The 22729-nt window shown below is 64.1% G+C and carries 20 protein-coding genes; 9 read left to right on the top strand and 11 right to left on the bottom strand.

The window, feature by feature from the left end:
• Nucleotides 1–417 (top strand): hypothetical protein, encoded by a 417-nt coding sequence (locus tag J7347_RS02995; protein ID WP_209160766.1) that lies wholly within the window; start codon nucleotides 1–3, stop codon nucleotides 415–417.
• Between the two features lie 38 nt (nucleotides 418–455).
• Here J7347_RS02995 and J7347_RS02990 read toward each other — a convergent pair whose 3' ends face one another.
• Nucleotides 456–938 (bottom strand): SH3 domain-containing protein, encoded by a 483-nt coding sequence (locus tag J7347_RS02990; RefSeq protein WP_245173775.1) that lies wholly within the window; start codon nucleotides 936–938, stop codon nucleotides 456–458.
• 89 nt (nucleotides 939–1027) lie between these two features.
• Between J7347_RS02990 and J7347_RS02985 the strand changes: the two genes are divergently transcribed.
• Nucleotides 1028–2056 (top strand): D-glycerate dehydrogenase, encoded by a 1029-nt coding sequence (locus tag J7347_RS02985; RefSeq protein WP_209160765.1) that lies wholly within the window; start codon nucleotides 1028–1030, stop codon nucleotides 2054–2056.
• A gap of 13 nt (nucleotides 2057–2069) precedes the next feature.
• A complete protein-coding gene (locus J7347_RS02980; RefSeq protein WP_209160764.1) occupies nucleotides 2070–2498 on the top strand; it encodes a nuclear transport factor 2 family protein in 429 nt (142 codons plus the stop codon).
• Nucleotides 2499–2507: 9 nt separating this feature from the next.
• Here J7347_RS02980 and J7347_RS02975 read toward each other — a convergent pair whose 3' ends face one another.
• The 5 genes from J7347_RS02975 to J7347_RS02955 all read right to left on the bottom strand — a co-directional run bounded on the left by J7347_RS02975 (nucleotide 2508) and on the right by J7347_RS02955 (nucleotide 9493).
• Nucleotides 2508–3914, bottom strand: a complete 1407-nt coding sequence (locus J7347_RS02975; RefSeq protein ID WP_209160763.1) for a nitronate monooxygenase — start codon at nucleotides 3912–3914, stop codon at nucleotides 2508–2510.
• Between the two features lie 24 nt (nucleotides 3915–3938).
• Nucleotides 3939–4685 (bottom strand): class I SAM-dependent methyltransferase, encoded by a 747-nt coding sequence (locus J7347_RS02970; RefSeq protein ID WP_209161212.1) that lies wholly within the window; start codon nucleotides 4683–4685, stop codon nucleotides 3939–3941.
• On the bottom strand, nucleotides 4685–5812 hold the full coding sequence (gene prfB, locus J7347_RS02965; RefSeq protein WP_209160762.1) for a peptide chain release factor 2: 1128 nt from the start codon (nucleotides 5810–5812) through the stop codon (nucleotides 4685–4687). Before prfB ends, J7347_RS02970 begins: the two co-directional genes overlap by 1 nt.
• A gap of 111 nt (nucleotides 5813–5923) precedes the next feature.
• The gene (locus tag J7347_RS02960; protein WP_209160761.1) at nucleotides 5924–8437 is read right to left on the bottom strand and encodes a transglycosylase domain-containing protein; all 2514 of its coding nucleotides are present in this window, start codon (nucleotides 8435–8437) and stop codon (nucleotides 5924–5926) included.
• A gap of 81 nt (nucleotides 8438–8518) precedes the next feature.
• The gene (locus tag J7347_RS02955) at nucleotides 8519–9493 is read right to left on the bottom strand and encodes an N-acetylmuramoyl-L-alanine amidase (RefSeq protein ID WP_209160760.1); all 975 of its coding nucleotides are present in this window, start codon (nucleotides 9491–9493) and stop codon (nucleotides 8519–8521) included.
• 430 nt (nucleotides 9494–9923) lie between these two features.
• Between J7347_RS02955 and J7347_RS02950 the strand changes: the two genes are divergently transcribed.
• Nucleotides 9924–12722 (top strand): Rne/Rng family ribonuclease, encoded by a 2799-nt coding sequence (locus J7347_RS02950; RefSeq protein ID WP_209160759.1) that lies wholly within the window; start codon nucleotides 9924–9926, stop codon nucleotides 12720–12722.
• A 60-nt stretch (nucleotides 12723–12782) separates the two neighbouring features.
• Here the strand turns inward: J7347_RS02950 and J7347_RS02945 are convergent, their stop codons facing one another.
• Both J7347_RS02945 and J7347_RS02940 read right to left on the bottom strand, forming a co-directional pair.
• Nucleotides 12783–13544, bottom strand: coding sequence for a nucleotidyltransferase family protein (locus tag J7347_RS02945; protein ID WP_348521546.1), 762 nt, complete (start codon nucleotides 13542–13544; stop codon nucleotides 12783–12785).
• A complete protein-coding gene (locus J7347_RS02940; protein ID WP_209160758.1) occupies nucleotides 13541–14875 on the bottom strand; it encodes a lipopolysaccharide biosynthesis protein in 1335 nt (444 codons plus the stop codon). The genes J7347_RS02945 and J7347_RS02940 overlap by 4 nt, the downstream gene beginning before the upstream one ends.
• Nucleotides 14876–14959: 84 nt before the next feature.
• On the opposite strand from J7347_RS02940, the gene J7347_RS02935 reads away from it, so the two are divergent.
• The gene (locus tag J7347_RS02935; RefSeq protein ID WP_209160757.1) at nucleotides 14960–16132 is read left to right on the top strand and encodes a hypothetical protein; all 1173 of its coding nucleotides are present in this window, start codon (nucleotides 14960–14962) and stop codon (nucleotides 16130–16132) included.
• Here the strand turns inward: J7347_RS02935 and J7347_RS02930 are convergent.
• A complete protein-coding gene (locus J7347_RS02930) occupies nucleotides 16110–16751 on the bottom strand; it encodes a haloacid dehalogenase-like hydrolase (protein ID WP_209160756.1) in 642 nt (213 codons plus the stop codon). The two genes, J7347_RS02935 and J7347_RS02930, sit on opposite strands and share 23 nt — an antisense overlap.
• A gap of 61 nt (nucleotides 16752–16812) precedes the next feature.
• Nucleotides 16813–17541 (bottom strand): SDR family NAD(P)-dependent oxidoreductase, encoded by a 729-nt coding sequence (locus J7347_RS02925; RefSeq protein ID WP_209160755.1) that lies wholly within the window; start codon nucleotides 17539–17541, stop codon nucleotides 16813–16815.
• 102 nt (nucleotides 17542–17643) lie between these two features.
• Between J7347_RS02925 and J7347_RS02920 the strand changes: the two genes are divergently transcribed.
• From J7347_RS02920 to J7347_RS02905, 4 genes are all read left to right on the top strand, one after another.
• On the top strand, nucleotides 17644–18426 hold the full coding sequence (locus J7347_RS02920) for a succinate dehydrogenase iron-sulfur subunit (protein WP_067679369.1): 783 nt from the start codon (nucleotides 17644–17646) through the stop codon (nucleotides 18424–18426).
• 4 nt (nucleotides 18427–18430) lie between these two features.
• Nucleotides 18431–18907 (top strand): PaaI family thioesterase, encoded by a 477-nt coding sequence (locus tag J7347_RS02915; RefSeq protein ID WP_209161211.1) that lies wholly within the window; start codon nucleotides 18431–18433, stop codon nucleotides 18905–18907.
• Nucleotides 18904–20022 carry a cell division protein ZapE gene (zapE, locus tag J7347_RS02910; RefSeq protein ID WP_209160754.1) on the top strand — a complete coding sequence of 373 codons (1119 nt, stop codon included), beginning with the start codon at nucleotides 18904–18906 and terminating at the stop codon, nucleotides 20020–20022. The genes J7347_RS02915 and zapE overlap by 4 nt, the downstream gene beginning before the upstream one ends.
• An 85-nt stretch (nucleotides 20023–20107) precedes the next feature.
• The gene (locus tag J7347_RS02905) at nucleotides 20108–20806 is read left to right on the top strand and encodes a pirin family protein (protein ID WP_209160753.1); all 699 of its coding nucleotides are present in this window, start codon (nucleotides 20108–20110) and stop codon (nucleotides 20804–20806) included.
• A gap of 25 nt (nucleotides 20807–20831) precedes the next feature.
• Here J7347_RS02905 and J7347_RS02900 read toward each other — a convergent pair whose 3' ends face one another.
• Entirely contained in the window at nucleotides 20832–22727 is a 1896-nt protein-coding gene (locus tag J7347_RS02900; protein ID WP_209160752.1) for an XrtA/PEP-CTERM system amidotransferase, read from the bottom strand.
• Between the last annotated feature and the right edge of the window lie 2 nt (nucleotides 22728–22729).

Here is a 22729-nt window from a genome sequence, read left to right as displayed (position 1 = left end):
ATGAAGATCCATTCCGCCCTTGCCGCCTGCCTCCTTCTCGCTGCCTGCGGTTCGAACGAGGCGGAGGACACTGTGCCCGCTCCGGCAAACGTCGCTGCGCCCTCACCCACGACCGACACGGTTACGCCTGTCGCAATGGCCGGGACTTACGAAGTGACCTTGCCCGATGGGACGGTGACGATGCAGACCCTGTCCGCCGACGGAACCTATGTCGATCGGATGGACGGCGAAGTGACGGAACGCGGAACCTGGCGCCAGCAGGGCAATCAGCTCTGCTATGCGCCCGAAGGCGATACGGCGACCGAGCAATGCTTCGCTGGCGGCGACCCCGGCCCCGACGGCGCTTTCGAAATGCGCGACGACGCGGGCGATGTCACTGCGACGGTAAGAAAGGTGGACGCGCAGCCCACCGCCTGACGGAGAGAATCTACAGATAAATCGGGCGTCGGCGGGGATCAGTCCTCGTCGTCGCCCCACAGGCGATCCGCTTCGACCCATCCTTGCCGGTCGTCGAGCCGCAGTTCGCACCATCCCGAACTGCATTCGCCGAGCGTGCCGGTAACGCCCGCTTCGAGCCGCCATTTGAGTTCCGCGGAAGCGCTGGGCGCCGCGCGCATCGGGGCGGGTTCGCCTTCGGAGACGATGACAGTGCGATCCGGGCTCAGGAGCCGGGCCACAACCCAGCCTTTCTCGCCGTCGGGATCTTCGATCAGGCGCCACCCCTCCATCACGCGCACGACCCGCACGGGCAGACCCGCGCGCCTATAAACCCAGGCAATCTTGTAATCTGCGCTCGGCCCCACGCGCATATTGAGCTCGGTCGCACGAATGCTCGCCCAATAGGGCACTTCGCGATCCTGCGCGGTGGCTGGAGACGCGAGAGCCGACAAAACGGCGGAAAAGGCGAGTAAAGCGAGACGCATATCAGGCGGCGTCATACCCGACGCCCTACAGCCCTTCAAGCGGTCGCGAGATTGCGCTCGCTCGCCGCTTGACCGGAATCGTGCCGAGCGCCTAGCCCGAGAAGATGCCCGACACCGTACCTCCTTCTTCTCCGGCCCCGTCCCGCCGCCTCGATCATCCGCCGCGCGTCGTAGTGACGCGGCATCTTATGCCGACTGTCGAGGCGCGGCTGGGCGAATTGTTCGACGCGCGCTGCAATTCCGGCGACGAACCTATGTCGCGAGACGAGCTCGTTGCCGCCATGCGCGAGTGCGACGTGCTTGTCCCCACCGTCACCGACCGGATCGATGCGGAAATGCTCGCCGAAGCGGGGGATCGCCTCGGCCTCATCGCCAATTTCGGAGCGGGGACCGATCATATCGACCTCAAGGCGGCGGCCAAGCGCCGGATTCTGGTCACGAATACGCCCGGCGTCTTCACCGAGGATACCGCCGACCTGACGATGGCGGGAATCATCGGCGTCCCGCGCCGGGTGCGCGAAGGTGTGGAACTGATCCGCTCGGGCCAGTGGACCGGCTGGACGCCGACGGCGCTTCTCGGCCGCAAGCTGGCGGGCAAGGTGCTCGGCATCGTCGGCATGGGCCGCATCGGCCAGGCAGTGGCGCATCGCGCCCGCGCCTTCGGCCTGGAAATCGCCTATCACAATCGCAAACCCCTGCCCGAAGCGGTCGAGCGGATGTTCGGTGCGCGCTATGTCGAAACGCTCGACGGTCTCGTGCAGGAAGCGGACATTCTGACGCTCCATTGTCCGGCCAGCGAGAGCACGCGCGGGATGATCGATGCGCGGCGCATCGGGATGATGAAGGAGGGCGCGAGCCTCATCAACACGGCCCGCGGCGATCTCGTGGATCAGGAAGCTTTGATCGACGCGCTCGAGAGCGGGCACCTGGCCGGTGCGGGGCTCGACGTCTATCCGGACGAGCCGCATGTCGACGAGCGCCTGATCCGCCATCCCAATGTGATGACCCTGCCCCACATCGGCAGCGCCACGCGCGAAGGACGCGAGGAATCCGGCCATCGCGTCATCGCCAATATCCGCGTGTGGGCCGACGGCCATCGCCCACCCGATCAGGTCCTTACCGGACTGGCTTGAGGACATTCGAGACATGGACGATTTCGCCGCTCGCATCGAAGCGCTCGAACATCAGTGGATGCGCAGCTGGATGCAGCGCGACCGCAACGCGATGAAGAAGCTCGCCACGCGGGACTTCATCTTCCTGCTGGGCTCCAAGCGCGCCGCGCTGCTCGACCGGGCGAGCTGGCTGGAAGCGGCAACGACGCGCTTCAAATGCAACGGATACCGCTTCGGTGAAGTCTATGTCCGCCGCCACGGCTCGGTCGCGGTCTTCGCGACGCAGATGAACCTTGAAGCGCGCATGGGCGATCACGAATGGTCGGGCGAGACCTGGATGATGGACCTCTGGCAGAAGACCAGGGTCCGCCGCCAGTGGCGGATCGTCGAACGCACCCTGTCCCGCCCCGACGAGGACGCGACGATGAGCGATGCGGTCAGGGCGATGCAGTTGTGGCGCTGACCCGCTCGCTCAATCCCCCGCCAGAATCCGGTCTACCAGCTGCTTCACCGTGGGGGTGAAATTGTTCGAATAAAACGGGTCCTGCTTGAAGCGGTACGCCGCGTGGCCCGCGAACATCAAATTGTCGTCCACCGGCTCGCCATGGGCGATGTCCTGCAGGGTCTTCTGGATACAGAAGCTGCGCGGATCGGCAAGGCGGCCGGTCGTGTAGTCGTCGTGATCCTTCCAGCTGGAAAACTGGCAATGGCTGAGGCAGCCCATGCAGTCCTTCTGGTCCTTGCGGATCGTGTCGCGGCTTTCGGGCGTGACGAACACGATCGTATCGTCCGGCGTCTTGAGCGCTTCGGTCTGCCCTTCGGCGAACCAGGCCCGCGCGCGGTCGTAATCGTTCGGCGCGACCCAGAAGTTCTTGCCGCGCACGCCGATGTCGAGCTGCTTGGTGTGTTCGCCTGCCTCGACCTTGCTGTAAGGAATCTGGCGTTCCGAGCGGTGAATGAGATCCCACAGGAAATCGTTCTTCACCGCGCTCGAATAAAAGCCCGTCGGCGAGAATTTGTGCAGCAGCACGTCGCCTTCGTCGAGCGTGCGAAGACGGTTCTTCCATTCCTGAGGGATCGGACTTTCCTGCGTCAGCAGGGGCCGCGTGCCGAACTGGAACATGATCCGGCCGAGTTCGGGATTGTCGATCCAGTCGTTCCATTCGCGCAGGAACCACACCCCGCCCGCCATGACGATGGCGGTATCTTCCGACACGCCTTCGTTGCGCATCGTCTCGCGCAGCGCCTTGACGCGGGGATAGGGATCTTCCGGCTTGGTCGGATCCTCGGCGTTGGAAAGGCCGTTATGCCCGCCCGCCAGCCACGGATCTTCATAAACCACCGCGGCCATCAGGTCCGGAACCTTGGAATAGCTGCGCTTCCACAAAGCGCGGAAAGCGCGCGCGGAGCTGACGATGGGGAGATAGCTGACATTGTAACGCGCGGCGATCTCGGCCAGCTTGTAGGGCATGCCCGCCCCGCAGGTCACACCCGCGACGAGGCCCTTGGTGTTTTCCAGCACCGCTTCCAGGATCTGCTGCGCGCCGCCCATTTCCCAAAGCACGTTGATGTTGATCGCGCCCTTGCCGCCCGCGATGTCGTGGGCGCGCTTCACCTGCTCCGTGGCGCCGTCGATCGCATAGCGCATCAGCTGTTCGTGGCGCTCCTTGCGCGTCAGCTGGTCGTAGACCTGCGGAACGATCTTGCCTTCGGCGTCGTAGCTGTCGGCATTGACCGCGCTGACCGTGCCGATGCCGCCTGCCGCTGCCCAGGCGCCGGAACTCAGGTGATTGGTCGCCGAAACGCCCTTGCCGCCTTCGACCAGCGGCCACACTTCGCGGCCGCCATACTGAATGGGTTCGAGACCCTTGAATGCCATGATACGTCTTTCGTTCGCGTCTTGTCAGGTGGCCGCTTGCTTGATCGCAGCCCTTTTGCCGACCGCGTCTCCGCGGCACGGTTCGATACTCTCCGGTGCGGGTCTGTTAGCCGACCGTTCGAATTGTGCATAGTACCCGGCCAATTCCGGCGCATCCTTGAAAGCGACCAATTTGTAACCGACCCGCTCGAATTCGCAGGCGAGCAGCATCGGCGCAATGCCGTGCCGGTCGGTAGGGCGGTCCACATCGACTACGACGACCTGCCCCCCTTCGCGCAGGGAAGGCCATAGACGCCATAGCAGAGCATAGGGTTCGCCGATTTCGTGATACATGTGAACCATGAAGATCCGGTCGAAGCTCTTTTCCGGCAGATGCGGATCGTCGAGCGCGCCCGGCTGGATCGAGACATTGTCGATCCGCTGGCGCTCCACGCGCCGCCCCAGCCTTTCAAGCGCGCTGCGGTCGATATCCTGGGCGAGCACCCGCCCCTCTTCGCCGACCCGTTCGGCAAGGCGGACGGTGTAATACCCATTGCCGGCGCCGATGTCGGCAACCGTCATGCCAGGTTCGACACCGGCCAGCTCCATCACCGTCTCCGCCTCGCCGCGATTGTCGCGAGCGGTTTCTGTCGAGAACTGGTTCGATCCAAGGCCCGACACAGGGCGGTCGGGCCGAGGAAATTCAAGCGCGGATTCGGGCCGGTCGCCGGATGCCTGACCGCAGGCGGCAAGCACCACCAGAAGGCCCGAAGCGACGGCCCGCCGAAAGATCACTCGACATCCTCGATCTCGACCGTCTCACCCGTTACGCGCTGTGCCAAGGCGGCAGAAATGAACGGATCGAGCGCGCCGTCCAGTACGTCGTCCGGCGTCGGCGACGTGACGCCGGTGCGCAGATCCTTGACCATCTGATAGGGCTGGAGAACGTAGCTCCTGATCTGGTGGCCCCAACCGATATCGGTCTTGCTTTCGTATTCGGTGCCCGCTGCCGCCTCGCGCTCCGCCATCTCGCGTTCGTAGAGCCGGGCCTTCAGCATGTTCATCGCGGTGGCGCGGTTCTTGTGCTGGCTGCGGTCGTTCTGGCTGGCGACGACGATCCCGGTCGGCTGGTGCGTGATGCGGACGGCGGAATCGGTGGTGTTGACGTGCTGCCCGCCCGCACCGGACGCGCGATAGGTGTCGATTTTCAAGTCGCTTTCGTTGATCTCGATCTCGAAATCGTCGTCGATCACCGGATAGACCCAGACCGAGCTGAAGCTGGTATGGCGGCGCGCAGAGCTGTCATAGGGGCTGATCCGCACCAGACGATGCACGCCGCTTTCGGTTTTCGAGTACCCATAGGCGTTGTCGCCCTTGATCAGCAGCGTGGCAGACTTGATTCCAGCCTGATCGCCAGCCTGATATTCCACCGTTTCGACCTTGAAGCCGCGCTTTTCCGCCCAGCGGGCATACATGCGCAGCAGCATTTCGGCCCAGTCTTGGCTTTCAGTACCGCCTGCGCCAGCATGGATTTCCAGGTAGGTGTCGTTGCCGTCGGCCTCGCCCGACAGGAGCGCCTGCACCTTGTCGGCATCGGCACGCGCGGCGAGGCGTTCTAGACTGGTCAGGCCTTCCTTCACCACATCGTCATCGCCTTCGGCCTCGCCCAGTTCGACGAATTCGATCGCATCCGCCATTTCGGACGAGATTTCGTTGACCGTCCCGATCGCGGTTTCGAGCTGCTTCTGTTCGCGATTGATCGCCTGGGCTTCCTTGGGATTGTCCCACAGGCTCGGGTCCTGAACACGCGCGTTCAGCTCGTCGAGACGGCGCAGGGCGCGTTCCCAGTCGAGCGACTGGCGGACCAGCGCCAGCGCAGCTTCGATACGGTCGATATAGGCCTGCCCTTCGGCACGCATGCGATCAATTCCTTACAGCGAAGAATGGTCTGTCCGCCCGCGCTTAGCGGGCAGGCGCGGTTTGTAAAGTTCAGCGGACTGCCGGAACGAGTGGAACAGCGTGGAGCAGGGTCAATAGATCCCGCCCTGCTCCTCCACGAAATCGGTCTGCGGCTCGACGCGCGGCGCCGACCGGGCGACCGTGCGCTGCTGCGCCGCGCGCCCGCGCCGGATCTGTTCGAGGATCTCGTTGCGCTTGGCCGCGATCTGGTCCTGCCGGGTCGAACGGGGTGGTTCGGTGTCGGGCTTGAATGCCTCCCAAATCACCGCCGCCTTGGGATCGTCGGAGGGTGTGCCATCGAAGACGCGCTTACCGCTCCGGCGGTCCACGCGCACCATGCGGACTCCGGCGGGCGCGATGAACTCGTCACCCTCCCAGCGATCTTTCGACGCCTCGACGAAGCGCTTGAAGATCGGCGCCGCGGTGTTGCCGCCCTGAACCCAGCCACCCAGATTGCGCGGCTGGTCGAAGCCGACATACATACCCGCAACGATCTGCGGACTGCCGCCGACAAACCAGGCATTGGTCGGGCCGGTGGTGGTGCCGGTCTTGCCGAACAGCGGCATGTCGAGACTACGCAGGCGCACTGCCGTGCCGCGTGTCACCACGCCTTCGAGCATGTGGACGGTCTGGTAGGCTGTGCGCGGATCCATCGCCTGACGGCCCTTAGCGCCGAAGCGCGGCATCGGCTGGCCATCCCACTCTGCCATGTTGCAGCCGGTGCAATCGCGATTGTCCGCGCGCCAGATCACCTTGCCACGGCGATCCTGCACGTAATCGATGACGCTGGGCTGGTTGATGCGGCCCCAATTCACCAGCGCCGAATAAGCGTTGACCATCTTCTCGACAGTCGTGTCGCCCGCGCCCAGCGCGAAGGCGGGATAGGGTTCGTAGCTGCCGATATTCATGTTTTCGAACGTCTTGATGACGTTGGGCATGCCTGCATCCATGGCGATATGGACGGTCATAAGATTGCGGCTCTGTTCGAGGCCCCAGCGCATCGTATGTACACCGCCCCCGCCGCCACCGAAATTGCGGAAGCATTTTTCACCGAGGTTCGCGCCCTGATAGAAGCAATAGGTCTGGTCGGGTATCTCGCTGGCAGGCGTCAGTCCGTGGTCGAGTCCCGTTGCATAGACGAAGGGCTTGATGGTCGATCCCGGCTGACGCAGCGCCTGGGTGGCGCGGTTGAAGCTGCCGAGGCGGCTATCGAACCCGCCCTGCATGGCAAGGATGCGGCCGGTTTGCGGGTTCTGAGCTAGGAAAGCACCTGAAACTTCAGGCACGGCGCGAAGGCGATACCCGCCCGACGCCTCGACCGCCGCAACCACATCGCCAGAATTCAGAGAATTCGGCGCGCCGAGCAGCGAATGGGTCTCGCCATCGGTGAATGCGATCATGGGCGACGATCCGCCTTCCATCACCACGCCGACCCGCCAATCCTCGTAATTGACCGAAATATTGGAGGATCGCAGCTGACCGATCAGATCGCCATTGTCGGGATTGAGCGTCGCCACGGGACCAGAAAACCCGCGATTGCCCTGGTAACTCAACAACTGGGCCCGCAACGCATCGCGCGCCGCGTCCTGTAATTCCGTGTCGAGCGATGTGCGCACCCACAATCCGCCGGCATAGACGCTGTTCGCGCCGTCCTCCGCCGTCTCGCCGAATTTCTCGATCAACTGGCGGCGGACTTCCTCGAGGAAATAGCCGGCATCGGCCGAACGCTCGACACGCTGCTCGACGAGGCCGAGATCCTTTGCCTTGGCCGCGCTTGCCGCCGATGCGGTGATGAAATCGTTGGCCACCATCTGGTCGAGCACGAAATTGCGCCGTTCGATCGCCATGTCGCGAAACCGCTCACGCCCGTAGCGCTCGGGGGCTTTGGGGAGAATGGCGAGGAACGCCATCTCATTGAGATCGAGATCGCCCACATCCTTGTCGAAATAGGCACGCGCTGCCGCCTGCACGCCGAAGCTGCGACGGCCGAGAGGGATTTCGTTGAGATAGAGTTCGAGAATCTCGCGCTTGGTCAGCGCATCCTCGATCCGGCGGGCGAGGATCATTTCCTTCAGCTTGCGCGTGACCGAATATTCGTCGCTCAGCAACAGGTTTTTGGCGACCTGCTGGGTGATGGTCGATCCGCCGACCGCTCGCTCGCCCGACCCCATCTTGCTGGCGTAATCGAACACGGCGTTGGCCGTGCCGGTCAGATCGACGCCGCCGTGGCTGAAGAAGGTCCGGTCCTCGGCGGCCAGGTAGGCTTCGACCAGCTGGACCGGGAAATCGGCATATTGGAGCTGGACGCGGCGTTCGCGGGCATAGGAGTGCACGATCTCGCCATCGCCGCCGCGCACCACCGTGGGTAGCGGCGTTTCGTATTCGAGCAGGGTTTCGACATCCGGCAGGTCGCGCGCCAGCAGCGCCCACGCCGCGATGAGCCCGGCAAGCCCCAGGCCGACAAGGATGGTGCCGTATTTGAACCAGCGATGCTCACGCCAATTGGCGCCGAACCACGCGAGCGTTCCGCTCGTGTCACGGCGTATGCGGTAGCGGAAATAGTCTAGCGTAGAATGTTCGGCCATCTGGGTCCCATCGTCCGGTGTCGGCCCTCTAGCATGGCGATCCTGTCTCGCGCCATAACGAACCGGCGGAGCCGTCGCAGCTTATGGTGTAGACGTCTCGTCCTTGGCTTCGGCGGGCTCGTCCGGAGGGGTATCGGCTGCCGTATCTTCTCCCAATTGCGCCGGACGCTCTTCCAGCAGGTCTTCACGCTGGCGGACGAAATAGATGCGGATCGCGCGCGCCAGCGTCTCGGCGAAGCGGCGGCGGCCTTCGGGCGAGGCGAGGCGCGCGGCTTCTTCCTCATTCGTGATGAAGCCGCTTTCGAAGAGGACGCTGGGCACGTCGGGCGCACGCAAAACCTTCAGAGCGGCAGAGCGGCGCGGCTGCGGGTGGAACCGGATCCTGTCCTCGCCCTCGCGCTGGATCAGATCGGCGAATTCGCGCGATTCCTCCTGCGTCCGTCGCTGCGACAATTCGACCAATATGGTGTTCACCACATCGCTCTGTCCGGAAATCTCCTGTCCATTGATCCGGTCGGCGCGATTCTCCCTTTCGGCAAAGCGCGCCGCCGCCTCGCTGCTCGCCCTGGTCGAGAGCGTATAGATGCTGGCGCCTTCGACCTCGCTGGCCTCGCCCGCGGAATCGGCGTGGATCGACACGAATAGGTCCGCGCCGAGCCGCCGGGCGATCTCGTAGCGTTCGGCGTGAAGCAGATAGCGATCATCGCTCCGGGTCAGCGCCACGCGCACATCGCCCTGTTCAAGCAATGCATCCCGCAGGGCCAGAGCGAGGTCGAGGACGAGGTTTTTCTCCACTACATCGACGCCCGAGGCCCCCGGATCGTGCCCTCCATGGCCGGGATCGATCACCACCAGCGGTCGCTCGTCGCTGTCGTCGCCCTGAATTTCGGGCAGTTCGATTCCACCCCGATCATCAAGCGCGATCCGCTTGACGTAATCGCGGCCGAATTGCGGTGCAGGCAAGTTTTGGCCACTCGCTGCCGCTACGCCCATCACCAGCGCAAACAGCGCCACCGGCAAGGCCAGGATGAAATAGGGGGAGGGATTGCGCAGCATCGCGGCGTGAGCATTACGGGCTTAACGCACCACCGCGCAATATCCTGTTCACGCAATATGGTTGCCGCGGGATAGTCACAATGCTAGCGCTGATTTTGCAAGAGTCCGAAACCAATCGGACCCGGCGCGGGATCGCCTCTTACTTTCGCGATCCCTCGAAACAGGTTGATGCGACACATGATCAAGCCCTCCCCGCTCTTCCGCCCGCAGGCCGATGCCCGCGGCGTGGCCGATGCGGGCATGGTATCGCGCACTTTGCGCGGGCTCGGTGTGGCAGACACGCATTTCCGGAGCGGGCGCTGTTCGCGTTCCGTCCGGTTCCTATCGACCGCCCTCGCCCACCCAATGGTCGGCAGCGGCGGTTTTCATCAATATTCGCGCAAGGGCGAGGCCGGGTCGCACCCGCCCCCCTGCGCTTGGAGACATATCAATGGCAACGCGCATGCTAATCGATGCGCGCCACCAGGAAGAAACCCGGGTGGCGGTCCTCAAAGGCAATCGGATTGAGGAGTTCGACTTCGAATCTGCCGATCACAAGCAGATCAAAGGTAATATCTATCTAGCCAAGGTAACGCGCGTCGAACCGTCGCTGCAGGCGGCATTCGTCGATTTCGGCGGCAATCGCCACGGTTTCCTCGCTTTCGGCGAAATCCATCCCGACTATTACCAAATTCCCAAGGAAGATCGCGACGCCCTGCTCGCCGCCGAAGCCGAAGTGGCCGAGGAAGAGGCGCGGCTTCGCGACGATGAGGAAGAGCGCGGCCAGATGCCGGGCGAGGAATACGACGCCGAGGAGGAAAGCTCCGAAGCGCTGGCGGAAGAATTCGCCGAAGACGGCCTCGAAGAGGTCGATACTTCCGACAAGGACGACGTCGCGACGATCGAGGAAGGCCAGGTTGCCGGCGATTCCGACGAAGACGATGATGGCGAAGACAGCGACGACGACGATAACGGTCGCTCGCGCGGTCGCCGCCGCCAACGCGGCCGCAACGGCAAGGGTGGCAAGCAACGCACGCGCGCCAAGGAAGTCGACGATGCGCGTGCGCGCCGCATGGCGCTGCGTCGCAAATACAAAATCCAGGACGTCATTCAGCGCCGGCAGGTGCTGCTGGTCCAGGTCGTGAAGGAAGAGCGCGGCAACAAAGGCGCCGCGCTGACCACCTATCTCAGCCTCGCCGGGCGTTACACCGTGCTGATGCCCAACAGCAGCCACGGCGGCGGCATCAGCCGCAAGATCAATTCGGCGAGCGACCGCAAGCGTCTGAAGCAGATCGTCGGCGATCTCAGCCTGCCGCGTTCGATGGGCCTGATCGTCCGCACCGCCGGGCTCTCGCGCACCAAGACCGAGATCAAGCGCGACTTCGACTATCTCGCCCGGTTGTGGGACGAGATCCGCGAGAACACGCTGTCCTCCAGCGCACCAGCGCTGATCCATTCGGACAGCGACCTGATCAAGCGCGCCATCCGCGATATCTACAATCGCGAGATCGAAGAGGTCGTGGTCGAGGGCGAGCAGGGTTACAAATCGGCCAAGGCTTTCATGAAGCTGCTGATGCCCAGCCACGCCCGGCGGGTTAAGGCCTATTCCGATCCCGTCCCGTTGTTCCAGCGGTATGGCGCCGAAGATCAACTCAAGGCGATGTACGATCCGATGGTGCAGCTGAAATCCGGCGGCTATCTGATCATCAATCCGACCGAGGCGCTGGTTTCGATCGACATCAACTCGGGCCGTTCCACCAAGGAGCACGGGATCGAGCAGACCGCGCTTCACACCAATCTCGAAGCCGCCCGCGAAATCGCCCGCCAGCTTCGCCTGCGCGACATGGCGGGCCTCGTCGTGATTGACTTCATCGACATGGAGCAGCATTCGAACACCCGTAAGGTGGAGCGCGCGATGAAGGACGCGCTCAAGACCGACCGGGCGCGGATCCAGGTCGGGCGCATCTCCAGCTTCGGCCTGATGGAAATGAGCCGTCAGCGTCTGCGCACCGGCGTGCTCGAAGCGACCACGCGCGAATGTCCGCATTGCGACGGCACCGGCCTGGTTCGCACTGCGAGCTCCGCAGGCCTTTCCGCCCTGCGCCTGATCGAGGACGAAGCGGCGAAGGGCAAAGGCACCATCATCCGCCTTGCCGCCAGCACCGAAGCGGCGATCTATCTCCTCAACGAAAAGCGTTCGGACCTGATGGAGATCGAAGAGCGCTACGGCGTGACGGTCGAAGTCGTTCCGGAAGGCGAGGACGAAGGCGCCAAGATGGACGTCTCCAGCCACGGGCCCAAGCCCAAGGATGCGCCGAAGTTCGAACCGATCGCTTTCGACGAAGACGACGATTCGGACATCGAAGACGACAGCGATCTCGACGAGGACGACGAGCCCCGCCGTGATCGCACTTCGGATCGCGACGACGATAACGGCGATGGCAAGCGCAAGCGTCGCCGGGGCGGACGCAACCGCAATCGCAAGCGCGACCGTTCGGACGACCGAAACGACGACGAGCGTTCGAACGACGATGGCCAGTCGAATTCCGACGATAGCGACAATGATAACGGCGACCGCGGCAGCGAGCATGGCGAGGACGATGATCGTCCCAAGCGCAAGCGTCGCCGTGGCGGACGCGGCCGTCGCGGCGGTCGCAATCGGTCGCGTCAGGACGATGTGAACGAAAGCGGCGCAGAGAACCTCGAAGAGGTTTCCGAGCATGTCGTTGGCGATATGGCGGTCGTCGCCGGGCCCGACGATGCTCCGGAAACCGCCGAAGCCATGGCGGACGAAAGCGCCAAGGACGAAAAGCCGAAGCGCAAGCGTGCCCCTCGCAAGAAGGCTGCGCAAAGCGACGCAACTTCCGAGGCGACGGATACCGGCTCGAAAGAGGCCGAGCCGAGCGAAAAGCCGAAGCGCAAGCGCGCGCCGCGCAAGAAAGCGGTGACCGAGGACGCACCGGCCAGCGAAGCCCCGGTCGAGGCGGCCGAGGAAGAAAAGCCGAAGCCCAAGCGCGCCTCGCGCAGCAAGAAGGCAGCGACGGACTCCGACACCGCCGAAACGCCTAGCGAAGATGCGCCCAAGCCCGCGGCCAAGCGCACGCGCAAGCCGAAGGTCAAAGCGGAAGACGCGCCTGCACCCGAAGAGACGCCCGCAAACGAGGCTCCTTCGTCGAGCGAAGAGAGTGCCGGTACTGTGGAAACCGCGAAACCCAAGCGTGGCTGGTGGCAGCGCACTTTCGGCGACTGATCGCCAGTTATAGGTAGCATGATTGCGGGGGCGGGTCTTCGGATCCGCCCCCGTTTTCGTTCAGCGTCGCTCGCCGTCTTGGTCGAGCAGGCGTCGCACGTCATCGAGATCGCGCATCTTGTCGACATCGATCGCAGCGCGCCCATCGCTCGCCGCGACAAGACGCGCTTCGAGGCCGATCCGACGGCCGAGGCGCGCGAGTGCGTCGGCCAGAGTCAGCCTTCCAATGGCGTAGGAGAATAGATTGCGCAGGCCGAGACGCGCGACGAGCTTCCACGGTCGTTTGCGGTCGGCCTCGACGGCGCGCCAGGTCGCCAGCGCAGCCTCGGCGCGAGGACTTGCTAAGTAGAACAGATTGCAACCCGACCACTCGCCATCTGCAAAGCGCAGGTAAGTGCGTTGCGTTTCGGGCAGAGCACGCTCGATATCCGAGCGGCGCGCCATCATCACCGAAAGATCGGCATCGGACGGCGTTTTGGCGACCAGTTCGGAAACCCATCGGGCTTCGAGCAAAGCATGGTCGGCTGTCGTGACGATGAGGGGTGCGCCCGTGCGTTCGAAGGCTTCTGCAACGCTTTCGCTCGGTCCGGAGGCTGGCGGGCAAATTTCCGCGCCGTTTTGTCGGGCCAGATCGATCACCGCCGGTTCGTTCGCCGAAACGAGCACCCGCTCGATTCCAGCTTCACGCAAAGCGCGCACTACCCGAACCAAAATCGGCTGGCCGTCGATCTCGATCAGCGCCTTGTGCGCCACACCCAATTCGCGCGCGAGCGGATCGCCTTCCGGCCTGGTCCCCGCCAAAACGAGCGCGCTCGCGATCACGATGGTCCGCCCTGATGCCGCATGCGCCGCAGGATGATCCAGGCCGAAAGGCTCATGCCGAGATAGAACACGCCCATTGCCAGCGCCACCGCCCAGCCGATCTCCACCGGGCTACCGTCCGAATGCAGGGCCAGCACCGCTATGACGAGAGTTACGACCGCAGCTGCCCGCATCTGCAGGGCCCGGCCCGCATTGCCCGTCGAATACAGAAGCGGTTCGTAAGACACGCTCGCCAGTTCGAAGGCTGCGGCGAAAGCAAGCGGAATCAGGACGATTGCGGCGCGCGCGTAATCGTCACCACCGATCAGGACCAGCACCTCTTCGCCGAACAACACGGCGATCAGCAACACGACGATCCCCGCCAGCGCAGCAATCCGCGTGACGCTGCGGACAAGGCCGGCGAAGCGCGTCGCTTCGTCCGCGATACTCGATACGGCGAATTCGGGCAGGACCGCGCGCGCCACCAGAACCGCGAATTGCTTGACGCCCTGTGCCAATTGATCGGCGAGGCGATACAGACCTGCGGAACTCGTCGAGAAGAAATAGCCGACTGCCAGCAACGGCCCCTGCTTCACGACCGCGTCCAGCGTGGTCGCGCCGTAAGTGACGCCGAAGAAGCCCTTGATGCCCGGATTTTCGCGCAGCATCTGCCGCCAGCCGCCCGCATGGCGCAGCTGGAACGCATCGCTCGCCAGCCGGCGCGCCATGATCCAGTAGACCGCCGCCGCGATCAGATCGAACAGCGCCCAGGCGAACACGAATTTCGCCACGCTCGGCCCGGTCGCAAGGATGATGCCGCTGGCGATCAGGCGTCCGGTCGGCACGATCGCTTCCACATACGTGCCGACATCGAACCGATCGAGAACGCGCACGATACCGCTCGGCGTGGTCAGGCGCGCCCAAATCAGAGCGCAGGCGAACAGGAAGCCGAGGTCGATATATTGCGGGTTCAACTCGAGCAGCGAGCCGAAGCCGTAATAGACCAGCGCCGCGATGGCGCAGCCGGTAATCGCACCGCCGACATCGGCAAAAGTGCAAAACCAGATCAGCCGCCCGAACGCCGCCTCGTCCCCGTCCAGCCGATGCCGCGCGCCAAAGCGGACCAGAGTTTGCCAGGTCTGAAAGCCCGCGATCGCGACCAAAGCCTGCGCGGTGCCGAACAAAAGCGAGAAATGGCCGAAATCGCGCAGGCCCAGCGATCGTGCCAGCACGGCCAGATAGACCAGGCTGCAGATCGCGCCGAAAGTCTTGCCGCCGAGGATCCATGCGAGATTGCGCACGATGTTCAGAAGCCCGTTGCGTGCGGGCACAGGCGTGCTCTGACCATCCATCTTGATCGCCCTTTGAACGAAGCGCGGGCGGCTTGCAAATCCATGCTTTGCGGCAGTGGTCCGGATTGCCTAAAGCGTCGCGCGATGCGGGTGGTGTTCCTCTTCAATCACGATGCGGCCCATCAGGTCGCGCACCTTGCGGGGATTGCCGCCGCGATGACGCGCACGCATCCCGAGGTGGAAACCGTGATCGCCTATGCAGGCCCCATGATCAGGACGCGCATCGAAGGCCTGATCGATGAGAAATCGGCGGGCGCGATCCGCTGGCATGAGTTGACGCTCGGCCCGATCGCTCGCACCGCTGCCGGTGTTCTGGATAAAGTACTGCCCGCCAGCCGCCTGATGCGGCTCCGCAGCCATGTCCCCTTGTTCGCAAGCGCCGACATGATCGTTTCGACCGAGCGGACATGCCTGCGCCTGAAGAAGCGCATTCCCGCTGACGCCATGCCGCTATTCGCCAAGGTGCCCCATGGCGCCGGCGATCGCAGCGTCAGCTACCATCCCGATTACCGCCGCTTCGATCGCAGCTTCGTGGCCGGTCGCAAGGTCGTCGACCAATTGGTCGCGCACGGTGTCGAGCCGGAGAAGCTGGTGGTCATCGGCTATCCCAAATTCGAGAACATCGATCTGGCGGCGCGGCCCGACCTGTTCGACACCAAGCGTCCGACCGTCGTCTACAATCCCCATTTCGATCCGAATCTGTCGAGCTGGTACGATCACGGGCCGGACATCCTGCGCTGGTTCGCGAGCGAGGCGGGGCAATGCTTCAATCTGATCTTCGCACCCCATGTCATGCTGTTCCGCAAGGAGCTGCATGTCTCGCCAGAATACGGGATCGCGCGGCGGCGCTCGGACATTCCCGAAGAAGCGCGGACGGCAGCCAATATCCTGATCGATACCGACAGCCCGCGCCTGTTCGACATGACCTACACCCTCGCCGCCGACGCCTATCTCGGCGATGCGTCGAGCCAGATCTACGAATTCCTGGTGCGCCCCCGCCCCGCCTTCTTCTTCGATGCCCGCCGCGACGTGAAGGCCGAGGATGACGAATGGCATCTGTTCTGGGAATGCGGCCCGGTCGTTCGCCGCGTGGACGAACTGACAGGCCTGCTTCCCGAAATGCAGGCGATCGGCGAACGCTATCGCGCGCGCCAGGAGGAGCTGTTCGCCTACACGATCGACCTCGGGGATCGCCCGGCGAGCGAGCGGGCCGCCGATGCTATCGTGGCAGCGATCAAGGATCGCGCGGATCGATAACGCGCCAATTGCGCGCTGCGGCCTTCCTGGCCTTGCGGCGCGTGGTGGTTGCGAAAATCGGATCGCTGACCGCGTCGAGAAGCGGCGCATCGGCGAAGCTGTCGCTGACGAAGCGGGTGTGGGCCTGACCCAGCGCGGGCAGATGCTCCGAAACGCTGGCGAGCTTGGTATCGGCATAGCAATTGTCTGGCACGCGATCAAAGCCCTGCCACCGGGTGGCGACCACATCGTCGAAACCCAGTAGATCGGCGAAGCGAGCGGCGTAGATATCGAAGGCCGCCGTGGCGAGGACGAGGCGGGCACCGTCCGCGCGGTCCTCTTCCAGCAAGCGGATGGTCGCAGGCATCAGGCCCCTTCCCTCGATCACGCCTGCGGCGAATTGCGCTCCGAGTGTCTCAAGATCGCTGCGCGAACGACGACCGACGAGCAAGCGCATTCCGAACAGTTTCAACCGCGCGCGCGACATGGTGCCCATGCGATAGGCCAGCATGGCCAGTATCCAGACTGGCGCGAAAAGCAGCCGCCACGGCGCTGCTTTGCGCGCAGCGAACAGCAGGAAGGGCGTGAAGGTCGCCCGTCGGGTCAGCGTCCGGTCGAGGTCGTAAATCGCAATGCGCATCGCCGCCCCCGTTGGCATTGCCGTCGCGACCTGTCACCTCCCCCTTAAGGGAGCGGAAGGGTCAGGCCGGAATCGTCTCGCCCTGCCAGTCGAAGTGGCCGCCGCTGTCGGAGGGTGAGAGCCCGTCGATGACGGCAAGCAGATTCTGTGCCGCCTCCATCGGTTCGGTCAATTGCTGGTCGGGGACATTGCCCTGAAACGGCTCTGACAGAGCGGTGTCGACTGTGCCCGGATGGAGCGCGGCCACGACCGCTTCTTTGTGCGTCCGGCCCAGTTCGATGGCGAAATTGCGCACCAGCATATTCAGCGCCGCCTTGCTGGAGCGATAGCTGTGCCATCCGCCGAGGCGATTGTCCGAGATCGATCCGACGCGAGCGGACAGCGCTGCGAACACGCAACGTTTCTGGCGCGGCAACAGGGGCAGCATATGCTTCGCGATCAGCGCCGGGCCGATCGTGTTGAGCGCGAAGACCTCGCCCATCGCCGCGCCGTCCAGAGCCTTGTAGCTGCGCTCCGGCCCGGTCCCGTCCGCAAGGGTAAGAACGCCTGTCGCGACAAGCACGAGATCGGGAGGATCGTCCCGCATCGTTTCGGCCGCTGCGGCGATACTGGTTTCGTCGGTGAGATCGAAACGAAACCCTTGCGCCCCTTCGACGTGGGCGCCGCCCGAGCGGCTTCCCGCATGGACCTTTGCGCCCCTTTCCATAAGAGCGCTGCACAGGGCTTTACCGATCCCTCCGCTCGCTCCGAAGATGGCGGCATTGGTGAATTGCGGTGTCTGATGTTCCATATCTTGCAAGACTTGCGGCAGACATTGCGGGTTCCCGACCCTTGCGCCGCGCGCTCGAACCGCTAAACGAGTTTCACAAAGCAACAGGACGTATTTTCCGCCATGGCGACCTTCACTCTTCCGAAAAATTCGAAGATCAGCGGCAAGGGCCGCGCGCACAGCGCCGACGGTGCCGGCCGGGTGAAAAAGTTCAAGATCTATCGTTACGATCCCGATAGCGGCGAAAACCCACGCTACGACACGTTCGAGATCGATCTCGACGAATGCGGGCCGATGGTTCTCGACGCCCTGTTCAAGATCAAGAACGAAGTCGATCCCACGCTGACCTTCCGCCGTTCCTGCCGCGAAGGGATCTGCGGATCGTGCTCGATGAACATGAACGGCAAGAACGGCCTCGCCTGCACCACCGCGATCGAGGACATGAAGGGCGAGATTCGCATCACGCCGCTGCCGCACATGGAAGTCATCAAGGACCTCGTCCCCGATTTCACGCATTTCTACGCGCAATATGCCAGCATCCGGCCCTGGTTGCAGACCGTCTCCACCACGCCCAGCGGCAAGGAACGCCTGCAATCGCCCGATCAGCGCGAAAAGCTGGACGGTCTGTACGAGTGTATCCTGTGCGCCTGCTGCTCGACCGCCTGCCCGAGCTATTGGTGGAACAGCGACAAGTTCCTCGGCCCGGCGATCCTGCTTCAGGCCTATCGCTGGCTGGCCGACAGCCGTGACGAAATGACCGGCGAACGGCTCGACCAGCTCGAAGATCCGTTCCGGCTCTATCGCTGCCACACGATCATGAATTGCGCGAATGTCTGCCCCAAAGGCTTGAGCCCGGCCAAGGCTATCGCCGAAACCAAGAAGATGATCGCCGAGCGCGCAATCTAAGGTGCTGGCACAGGACCTTTTCGAGCACGGACCGGATCCGGACAATCCCGGCTGGAACCACTGGAACCTCAAGGACGAAACGCTGTTCAACGGCGCGGTGATGGGCAAGCTCATCACGCGCGTCGACGATGACGGGAAAGCGCGGCTGCGCATGTTTCCCGAGCGGCGGCACGAGAACCTTCAGGGCATCATCCATGGCGCGGTCACGCTCTCGCTGATCGACATTGCGCTGTTCACGACCATGCACACGCTCGGTAGCGGCAATGCCGGGCCCTCGGTCACGCTCGAGCTTTCGACTCAGTTCGTGGGCGGAGGCAAGGCGCGTACACCTCTCGATGCGGTCACAGAGATCGTGAAGGAAACCGGTAAACTGGTCTTCGTGCGCGGTCTGGTCGAACAGGGCGAACACCGCGTCGCGTCCTTCTCCGGCATCGTCCGCAAGATGCGCCCCAGTTCCGGCACCGGTCCCAACGCTTCGTGAGCGGATTGCTCTCGCGTTACGAAGACCTGATCGCGGCGGGGGAATTGCAGCCCGACCCCGATCAGCGCCGCGCCGCGGAACGGCTCGATCGGCTTCAGAAGGAGCTGGAAGCAGAGCGGCCCGGCGGCGGGCTCCTGTCGCGCCTGTTCGGTTCGAAAGACGAAGCGCCGCCGCAGGGTGTCTACATGTGGGGCGGTGTCGGCCGCGGCAAATCCATGCTGATGGATCTGTTCATCCAGACGCTCGGCATCCGCGAAAAGCGTCGCGCGCATTTCCACGAATTCATGCTCGAAGTCGATCGCCGGATGAAGGCGGCGCGCGATACCGGCCAGGGGCAACCCGTGCGCCACGTCGCGAAAGCCATCGCCGAGGACGTCCGCTGTCTTGCCTTCGACGAGATGGTGGTCACCAACACCGCCGACGCGGCCATCATGGGGCGACTGTTTACGGCGCTGATCTGCGATGAGGGCGTCAGCATCGTCACCACCAGCAATCGCCCGCCGAGCGATCTCTACAAGGACGGGCTCAATCGCTCGCTCTTCCTGCCCTTCATCGATCTGGTCGAGGCCGAACTCGACGTCGTGCCGCTGAACGGGCCGACCGATTACCGGCTCGACCGGCTGGGCGATATCGCCACCTGGCATACCCCGCTCGGCGAGGATGCGACCGCACAGGTGCGCGAAGCGTTCTTCCGGCTCACCGATTACGCGCCCGAGGATGCCGATCACGTTCCATCGGGCGATCTCGACCTTGGCGGAGGCCGCACGCTGCATGTGCCCAAAAGCTTCAAGGGTGTGGGCGTGTTCAGCTTCAAGCGCTTGTGCGGCGAAAATCGCGGCGCAGCGGATTATCTCGCAATCGCCCACGCCTTCCACACTGTGATCGTGGTCGGCATTCCGCGCCTGTCGCCGGACAATCGCAACGAGGCGATGCGCTTCACCAAGCTGGTCGATGCTCTCTACGAGAACGGCGTGAAGCTCTTCGCGACTGCCGCCGCCGAACCCGAAGACCTTTACACCTCGGGCGACGGCGCCTTCGAGTTCGAGCGCACGGTCAGCCGCCTCATGGAAATGCAAAGCGCGGACTATATGGCGCGCGGGCACGGAGCGGCCTGACCCGGTCTTGCAGACCGGGGAAAGCCACCCCAGCTAATCGTCATTGCCGGCGGCCAACCAATCCCGCCGATGTGGATTGTCAAAAATGATCGATATCCGACCCTTCGACACGCTCGGCCACGCGAACCACGGATGGCTCGACGCGCGGCATCATTTCTCCTTTGCCAGCTATCACGATCCCGACCGCATGGGCTGGGGCAATATCCGCGTCTGGAACGACGACACGATCGCGGCGCAGAGCGGTTTTCCGCCCCATCCGCATAATGACATGGAGATCGTCACCTTCGTGCGCAGCGGTGCGATCACGCATCAGGATTCGCTCGGCAACAAGGGCCGTACGGCGGCGGGCGACGTTCAGGTGATGAGCGCCGGGACCGGGATCACTCACGCCGAATATAATGTCGAGGACGAGGCGACGACGCTGTTCCAGATCTGGATCATTCCCGATCGGCGCGGCGAAGCGCCCGGCTGGGGCCAGCGCGAATTTCCCAAGGCCGGGCGCGAAGGCGGTTTCGCGATCCTCGCCAGCGGTACGCCGGAGGAGGACGATGCGCTTCCGATCCGCACCGACGCCAAGGTAGTGGCCGCGACGCTGAAGGCGGGTCAGAGCGCGACCTGGACCAGCGACGGATCGCGCCACCAATATCTCGTCGCTCCGACCGGGCGCATCCGCGTAAACGGCCAGGAAGCGCAGCCGCGCGATGGCGTCGCGATTACGGGCGAGACCGAGATCGTGGTCGAAGCGCTGGACGACGCGGAAATCGTGATGGTGGACGCGCGCTGAGCTACCCGCTCGTCCGGCTCAGGGATCAGCCGATCCCGAGCCGGGCGAGCGATTTTTCCAGCATGACGAGCTGATACAGCACACGCCCATTGTCGGACGCGCCGGAGATATGGCGCTCTGCAAGACGCGATAGCGCGGCGCGATCGAACCAGCCCGTGCCCACCAGCACTTCGCTCCGCGCCACGCCGCGCGCCATTCCGGCCAGCGGACCACGGAACCATGCGGCCAGCGGAGTCACGAAACCCTGTTTCGGGCGATAGAGGATCTCGTCCGGAAGATAGCGCTCCATCGCGTGCTTCATCAGCCACTTGCCCTGCCGCCCACGGATACGGCGGCTTTCCGGCAGAGTGGCGGCATATTCGATCAGGCGATGATCGAGCAGCGGTTCGCGCGCCTCGAGACCCACGGCCATGCTGGTCCGGTCCACCTTGGTCAGGATATCGCCAGGTAGCCAGGAGGTGAGATCGGCATATTGCGCCGCGTCCAATCCGCTGCGGGCAGGCGCGCGGTCCATCGTCTCGATGAGCCGATCCTCGGCGCGATACTCGCCGCGCTCGCGAAGCAGCGTGTCGCCATAAAGGTGCGCCCTCGCATCCGCGTCGAGGATCGCGAGCGCGCGCGCATAGCCCGCCGCGCCGTCTTCGGCGAGCGAGAGGAACGTCGTCTTCGCGCGCAAGGGGCGCGGTGCCCAATCGGCCTTGGGCCAGATTTTGCCGAGCGTGCCGAACACCGGGCCGCGCAGGGCTTGCGGGAGCACGGCCCTCGCCTGCTCTTCGCGGTGGTGGAAAACCTGGCGGCGATAGCCGGCCAGTGCCTCGTCCGCCCCATCGCCCGAAAGCGCCACCGTCACGCTCTCGCGCGCCAGCTCGCACACGCGCAGCGTCGGCAGTGCCGAAGCATCGGCGAAGGGTTCGTCGAAAATTCCGGCGATACGGTCCAGATCAGCGACGTCACCCGGCGAGACGATCCGTTCGCGATGGTCGGTCCCGAACCGTTCGGCGACGAGCCGGGCATGGCTGGTCTCGTCCACTTCCGCGACATCGAAGCCGATCGAGCAGCTCGTCACCGGATCGCGGCTCGCCTCCGACATCAGCGCGACCACGCTGGAACTGTCCACGCCGCCCGACAGAAACGCGCCCAACGGCACGTCCGCGACCATGCGGCTCGAGACACCTTCGCGCAAATGGTGAAGCAGTTCCGCCGACTGGTCGGCGACCGATCCCTTCGCGCGGGTTTCGAACGAGACATCCCACCACCGCCGCGGCGGTGCGGGCGGGCGATCGTGATCGAGCAGGCGGAAATGGCCTGCCGGGAGCTTTTCTACGCCCTTCAGGATCGATCGATGATCGGGCACATAGCCCCAGGTCATGTAATCCTCGATCGCGAGCGGATCGACTTGCGAGCGCATGAGAGGATGCGCCAGCAACCCCTTGAGCTCGGATGCGAAGATCAGGCTTCCATCGCTCAGCGTCGCGGTGAAGAGCGGCTTCACACCCAACCGGTCCCGCGCGAGGAAAAGCTGCCGCCGGTCGCAATCGTACAGCGCGAAGGCGAACATGCCTTCGAGGCGGCTCAGGCAATCCGGACCCCAGCGCTGCCATGCGGCGAGGATCGTTTCGCTATCGCCATCGGTACGAAACTTTGCGCCCTGCCCTTCAAGTTCGCGGCGCAACGCTCTGAAATTGTATATTTCTCCGTTGAAAACGAGCACCGCGCGCCCGTCCACCGAATGCATCGGCTGGGGCGATCCGGCGAGGTCGATGATCGAGAGGCGCCGATGGCCGAGCCCGACGCCGGGGCCCGTCCACACGCCCGCCCCGTCGGGTCCGCGATGGGCGATCGCGTCGCACATCCGGCCGACGCGATGGGGTTCGACCGGCTTGGGCGTGCCGCAATGAAAGATACCGGCGATCCCGCACATGG

The organism is Erythrobacter sp. A6_0 (assembly GCF_017744235.1).
In the GTDB taxonomy this organism is placed as follows: domain Bacteria; phylum Pseudomonadota; class Alphaproteobacteria; order Sphingomonadales; family Sphingomonadaceae; genus Qipengyuania.
This window is presented reverse-complemented; position numbering and strand designations above follow the sequence as displayed.